The organism is Treponema sp. UBA3813 (assembly GCA_002368605.1).
Lineage (GTDB): Bacteria > Spirochaetota > Spirochaetia > Treponematales > Treponemataceae > Treponema_D.
On the sequence record DFEB01000015.1, the window covers coordinates 1 to 5298 of the forward strand.

Genomic DNA, 5298 nt, shown 5'->3' on the forward strand with positions numbered 1-5298 from the left:
GTGACCTTGTACTGCTCGATTTTTTTCAGCATGACGCCAGGCTTGAACTGAACCATGTCGTAGGCAAAAACCGCCGAGCCGCAAATCCACTGACCGTAGAGTTTGCCCCAGACAGATTTTGCCCAGCCCGTCTCGGCAACGGTAAGGTGAAGGCCGTCATCAATGACATTCTGCCAGTATTTTGCCGTGACGATGTGACCCAGAGGATAAGCGAAATTGTGCTGAACCATCTTTGGGTAGCCGGAAGTACCGGATGTGAAGTAAAGGAGCATGATATCATCGTTGTGAGTGGCCATCTCTCCTTGAGGCCGGGGAAAATCCGTTCCGAATGAAGAAATTTCTTTTGAATATGAAATCCAGCCCTTTCGGTCACTTTGAACAGTGACTAAATTCTTTACGCTGGGAGAGGCAGGAAGCGCCTTTTCGATTTCTTCCTGAATGGTGTCGTCGTAAGAGACAATCATTTTGATTTGGGCCGCGTTTGTGCGGTATTCCAAATCTTTCTGCAAAAGCTGATTTGTGGCAGGAACTGCAATGGCCCCGATTCGATGCAAAGCCGTGATAAAGAACCAGAATTCGTAGCGGCGGCGCAAAATGAGCATGACCGCGTCTCCTTTTTTGATTCCTTTCGAGACAAGGTAATTTGCCGTTCTTCGTGATTCCTTGGCAATGTCGGCAAATGTAAAAACGCGCTCTTCGCCAGAATCATCGCACCAGACCAGGGCGCGCTTGTTCGGCGCTTCTTTTTCGTAACGGTCGATAATATCGTAAGAAAAATTGAAATTTTCAGGAACTTTGATTTTGAAATTCTTTTTTAAGTCCTCATAATTTGTATAAACTGTTCCGTTCTCTACATAATCTGAATAAAAGTTCATTTTGAAAAACCTCATTATCTGCCATAAAAAGGCATTGTCTTCATTAAATGAGACACAGTATTCTGAAAAAAGTTGCATTTATTATAGCATAAAAATCAAATTCCGTCATTTTTCTTTAGCGGGAAAATAAAAAAGCGGGCTGGAAAAATCCGAACCCGCATAAAAAATTATTCTATAAAAATAGGAAAACGCTTTTAGCTACGAGAGCCATTGATTTCGGTGAAAGTTTTTGTGGCACTGTCGTAGGTGTAGCCGTCAGGAACTCCGAAAAGCTCGATGTAACTCTGCTCGATGTATTTTTCGATATTTGTCGAAGCCTTTAAGATTCCCGCTTTTTGAAGCTGGCGGGCAGCATTGTCGAAGGTCTTTTTTCCCAGAGAGCGGCTTGGAATGAAGTTGAGTTCTTCAAAAAGGGCCGCATTGAAGTCCAAGTCTCCGGCGACAAGATTGTTTTCGATTTGAAGCTGGGCCGCTGCTCTAGGCTCTGCTTCCACAAAGGCACTTGCTTTCTGCAAGGCTCTCGTTACGGCCGCCGCCCCCTCAGGATTTTCCCGCAGGAGTTTGTGAGTGACGAACTGCTGGCAGCAATATTCGTTTCTGAATTTCTCATCAGTGCCAGTGTCAAGAATTTTCTTAAATCCATAAGCAAGTTCTCCCTTTGTGGCAATGGGATCGTGGGCGCCAATCACATCAACGGCACCGTTATTGAGGGCGATTGCCAAATCTGATGAGGCATAGGCGACGAATTCCACTTCATTATTGTCAGCCGTAACGCCGATTCCCACATCCATGAGTTTTCGCTTGAGGTTCATTACAGAACTGTCTGCAAGTCCCGGAACGCCGATTTTCTTTCCCCTTAAATCTGCCACTGACTTAATCGGGCTGTCGCCGCGCACATAGTATTTCGTGCAGCCGATGTGGATTCCCGAAGTGTAGGAAATGGGAAGACCGTTTTCGATTGCCTGAAGCTGTGTGGCATACAGGCCGTAGCCTGCGTCGACTTTGCCTGAGGCAATCATCTCTCCGAGAGTCGCGCCTCCCTCAACAACCTGAACGAACTCGGCTTTATGACCGATTTTGGCAAGTTCCTCGTCAAAAAAGCCCATCTTCCAGGCTACATGAACAGGAGCACCGCAAAGGTTTCCTGTCTGAAAATTGATTCTCACGACTTTCTGACTTTCAGAAGCATTTGCCGCCTTTTTGTTGCAGGCTGTGAACGAGAGTGAGGCAATCGCAAGGGCCGCCCCAGTAATTAAAAGTGATTTTTTCATATAATACCTCCATAAGATAAAATCTTGATCTGCCAAATGTTTTTATATCGAATACTCCACTTCCTGAACTTTTCCTGCGTAATCGAGGATTTCAAGAATCTGGGTTCTGTACTTTAAGAAAATGTCCTGTCCCCGCGCCCTGGGATGGCTGATTTCAATGGGAATGATTTTTTCAACCTTTGCGGGGCGGGGCGACATAACGACCACATAATCGCTGAGATAAACCGCCTCATCCACATCATGCGTTACCATGACCATCGTGGTCTGATGTTCCTTCCAGAGCCTCAAGATTTCGTCCTGCATTGTCATTCGGGTGAATGCGTCCAATGCGCCAAGGGGTTCGTCCAACAGAAGAATTTTGGGATGTCCCACAAGGGCACGGGCAAGGCTGGCTCTCTGGTTCATGCCGCCTGAAAGCTGGTGGGGAAAAGATTTTTCAAAGCCCTTTAAGCCCACGAGATTTATAAATTCATCCACATCAGCTTTTCTCTCCTTGTAAATGTGGCGGGCGCGGAGTCCGAAAGCTATATTTTCCCGAATCGTAAGCCAGGGAAAGAGATTGGCCTGCTGGAAGGCAAATCCCCGGTCACTGCCAGGCTTTGTGATTTTCGTGCCGTCAACGCTGACAAAGCCTGTCGTGGGACTTTCAAGACCTGCGATACAGCGCAAAAGAGTGGTCTTTCCGCAGCCAGAAGGTCCAATCAGTGAGACGAAGCTGCCTGCTGGAATCGTGAAGTCCACGCCGTTCAGAGCGACAACTTCCTCCTCCTCGCCACCGCCGAATATTTTCGTAATCTTGTTAAGTTTTATTTCTCCAGACATAGCATCTCCTGCCCTTTTACCATTTAATAAGCCCTTTCTGCCAGTTCAGGAGTTTTCCCCTTACTTTGAAGAGGGCGGTTATGATTACCGTACAGAAAAGGGCAATCATAATCAGGCCGGCGTAGACTCCTGAATACATCATCATTGCTTTCTGCCAGCTTATGTACCAGCCGATTCCGTATTTTGCGCCGAACATTTCTGCCGTCATAAGAGCGATGAAGGCCGCGCAGATTCCGTTGAAGACTCCCTGAAAAATGTTGGGAAGGGCGGCTGGCACAGCGATTTTAAAGACCTGAAAGAAAGTTCCCGCACCAAGAGTTTTTCCAACTTCAAAGTAGACTTTGCTCGTATTCTGAATGCCAGAACTTGTCATCAGCTGAACCGGAAACCAGACTGCAAGGGCTATGATAAAGACGCTGGCACCGAAAGGAGTTGGAAAAGTGGTCAGGACAAGGGGAATCCATGCGGTGGCGGGAATAGGCCCAATCAATTTGATGTAGGGATTTATCCAATAATAGACTTTTTTTGAAAATCCCAGAAAAACGCCAGTGATAAAGCCAATCAAGATTCCCCAGAAGACTCCAAGAATCAAAAGGCGGAAAGAATACCAGATACATTTAAGCAAAAGCGGAGTCTGCTCGATAAAAACCGCTAGAATATTGTCATAGCTGGGAAAAAAAATCACGGGCAGGAGGGCAAATTTTGCGGTCACGAGATTTATCAGCGTTAAGAGAAGAGCCGAACCAAAGAAAAACGGTCCCTTGAGAGTGAGGGAATCCCGAATCTTTTTGAAGGCAAAGGAAAAAGCAAATACCGCAAGTGAAAGAGCAAGGAGGAAAAAAAGCAGAAAATTGTAATAGCTTTTTGTCGCAGCTGGGTGGGCTGAATCGTCGGGAAGAGCTGCCTGCACTAGAATTGCAAGGGCGATTCCCAAGGCGGGAAGCAGTCGCCTTACAAGACCTTGTATTTTTTGATTCATTTGTACCTCTTTAATAACCTAGTAATGTAGTATGTTATAATATTTTTCCCTAATCTTTACTAATATAATTTTCTTATAGGAGTTATAGAAAAAATCTATAACAAGCTCATCTTTTCGACAGTCTGATTTGATTGATTTCCCCTCGTCTTGCGGATAAAATACTTTCATGCTGAATCAGTTTTCCCGAACAGAACTGCTCCTTGGAAAAGAGGCAATGAAGATTCTCTCCCGCGCTCATGTGGCTGTCTTTGGGGTCGGCGGTGTGGGCGGCTATGTAGTCGAAGCCCTGGTCAGAAGCGGAATCTCCCATATCGACATAATCGATAATGACACTGTAAGTCTCACGAACATTAACCGGCAGATTATTGCCAGTCACGCGACTCTTGGCCGGCCAAAAGTTGATGTCATGAAAGAGCGGATTCTGGACATAAATCCAGACGCGGAGGCGAAGGCTTTTAAGTGCTTTTATCTTCCTGAGACACGGAATCTCTTTGATTTTTCAGAATATGACTATGTGGTCGATGCGGTGGATACGGTGACGGCGAAGATTCAGCTGATTTTACAGGCAAAAGAGGCTGATGTTCCGATTATCTCCAGCATGGGGGCGGGAAACAAGCTTAACCCTATGAGTTTTGAGGTGGCGGACATTTCCCAAACCAGCGTATGCCCACTGGCAAGAGTCATGCGGCAGGAGTGCAAAAAGCGGGGAATCAAAGATGTTAAAGTGGTCTATTCCAAAGAAAAGCCGGTTGAAAGCAGACTGACCGAAGAAGAAAAAAAATCAGCCGAGCAGAAAGGAAACGGCGTGGCTCCTGGAAGTTGTGCCTTTGTTCCTTCCGTGGCAGGACTGATTATCGCAAGCGAAGTGATAAAAGACTTAACAGCTAAAGCCCGCAATGTGTAGAATCCGGCGCACATCGTCGATGTAGGTCAGGGAAATATTGCTCATTCGCGCGTCTTTTTTTGTGATATAGCCCAGCTCAAAAGAGCAATTTGCCTTTTCATCAAGATTTTTCAAGGGAATCGTGACAAAATCTCCGTCTCCCTCTTCGCCGAAAACTCCCGAAAGAAAGGTGTAGCCGTTCAGGTTTTTGAGAAGATTGAGTTCCGTCGCCCGGTCTGCCACCATAATCGGCTTGTTCAGTTCATGCCGATTTAAAACTTCCTCTGAGAAAAAAGATTTCACATCGTCAGTGTCAAAAGTGACGAACTGATAGGCGGAAAGCTCGTCAAGGGAAATCGATCCTTTTTGAGACAAGGGATGATTTTTATGCAGATAGACAAAGGCATTGCATTCCGTAAGATGATGAAAAACAAGCTGGCGTGCTTCAAGGAGTTTAAGGATTTGAGT

General features: G+C 45.9%; 6 protein-coding genes. 1 reads left to right on the forward strand and 5 read right to left on the reverse strand.

What is annotated here, in order from left to right:
* From B2089_RS01630 to B2089_RS01645, 4 genes are all read right to left on the reverse strand, one after another.
* Positions 1-875: AMP-binding protein (locus B2089_RS01630; RefSeq protein WP_296685555.1), on the reverse strand; the 875-nt coding region annotated here is incomplete at its 3' end.
* Positions 876-1069: 194 nt separating this feature from the next.
* Positions 1070-2146, reverse strand: a complete 1077-nt coding sequence (locus B2089_RS01635; RefSeq protein ID WP_296322922.1) for an ABC transporter substrate-binding protein — start codon at positions 2144-2146, stop codon at positions 1070-1072.
* Between the two features lie 42 nt (positions 2147-2188).
* Positions 2189-2968, reverse strand: coding sequence for an ABC transporter ATP-binding protein (locus B2089_RS01640; RefSeq protein WP_296322919.1), 780 nt, complete (start codon positions 2966-2968; stop codon positions 2189-2191).
* 16 nt (positions 2969-2984) lie between these two features.
* Positions 2985-3947 (reverse strand): ABC transporter permease, encoded by a 963-nt coding sequence (locus B2089_RS01645; RefSeq protein ID WP_296685558.1) that lies wholly within the window; start codon positions 3945-3947, stop codon positions 2985-2987.
* A gap of 166 nt (positions 3948-4113) precedes the next feature.
* On the opposite strand from B2089_RS01645, the gene B2089_RS01650 reads away from it, so the two are divergent.
* A complete protein-coding gene (locus B2089_RS01650) occupies positions 4114-4851 on the forward strand; it encodes a tRNA threonylcarbamoyladenosine dehydratase (protein ID WP_349675775.1) in 738 nt (245 codons plus the stop codon).
* Here the strand turns inward: B2089_RS01650 and B2089_RS01655 are convergent.
* Positions 4825-5298: LysR family transcriptional regulator substrate-binding protein (locus B2089_RS01655; RefSeq protein WP_296685560.1), on the reverse strand; the 474-nt coding region annotated here is incomplete at its 5' end. The two genes, B2089_RS01650 and B2089_RS01655, sit on opposite strands and share 27 nt — an antisense overlap.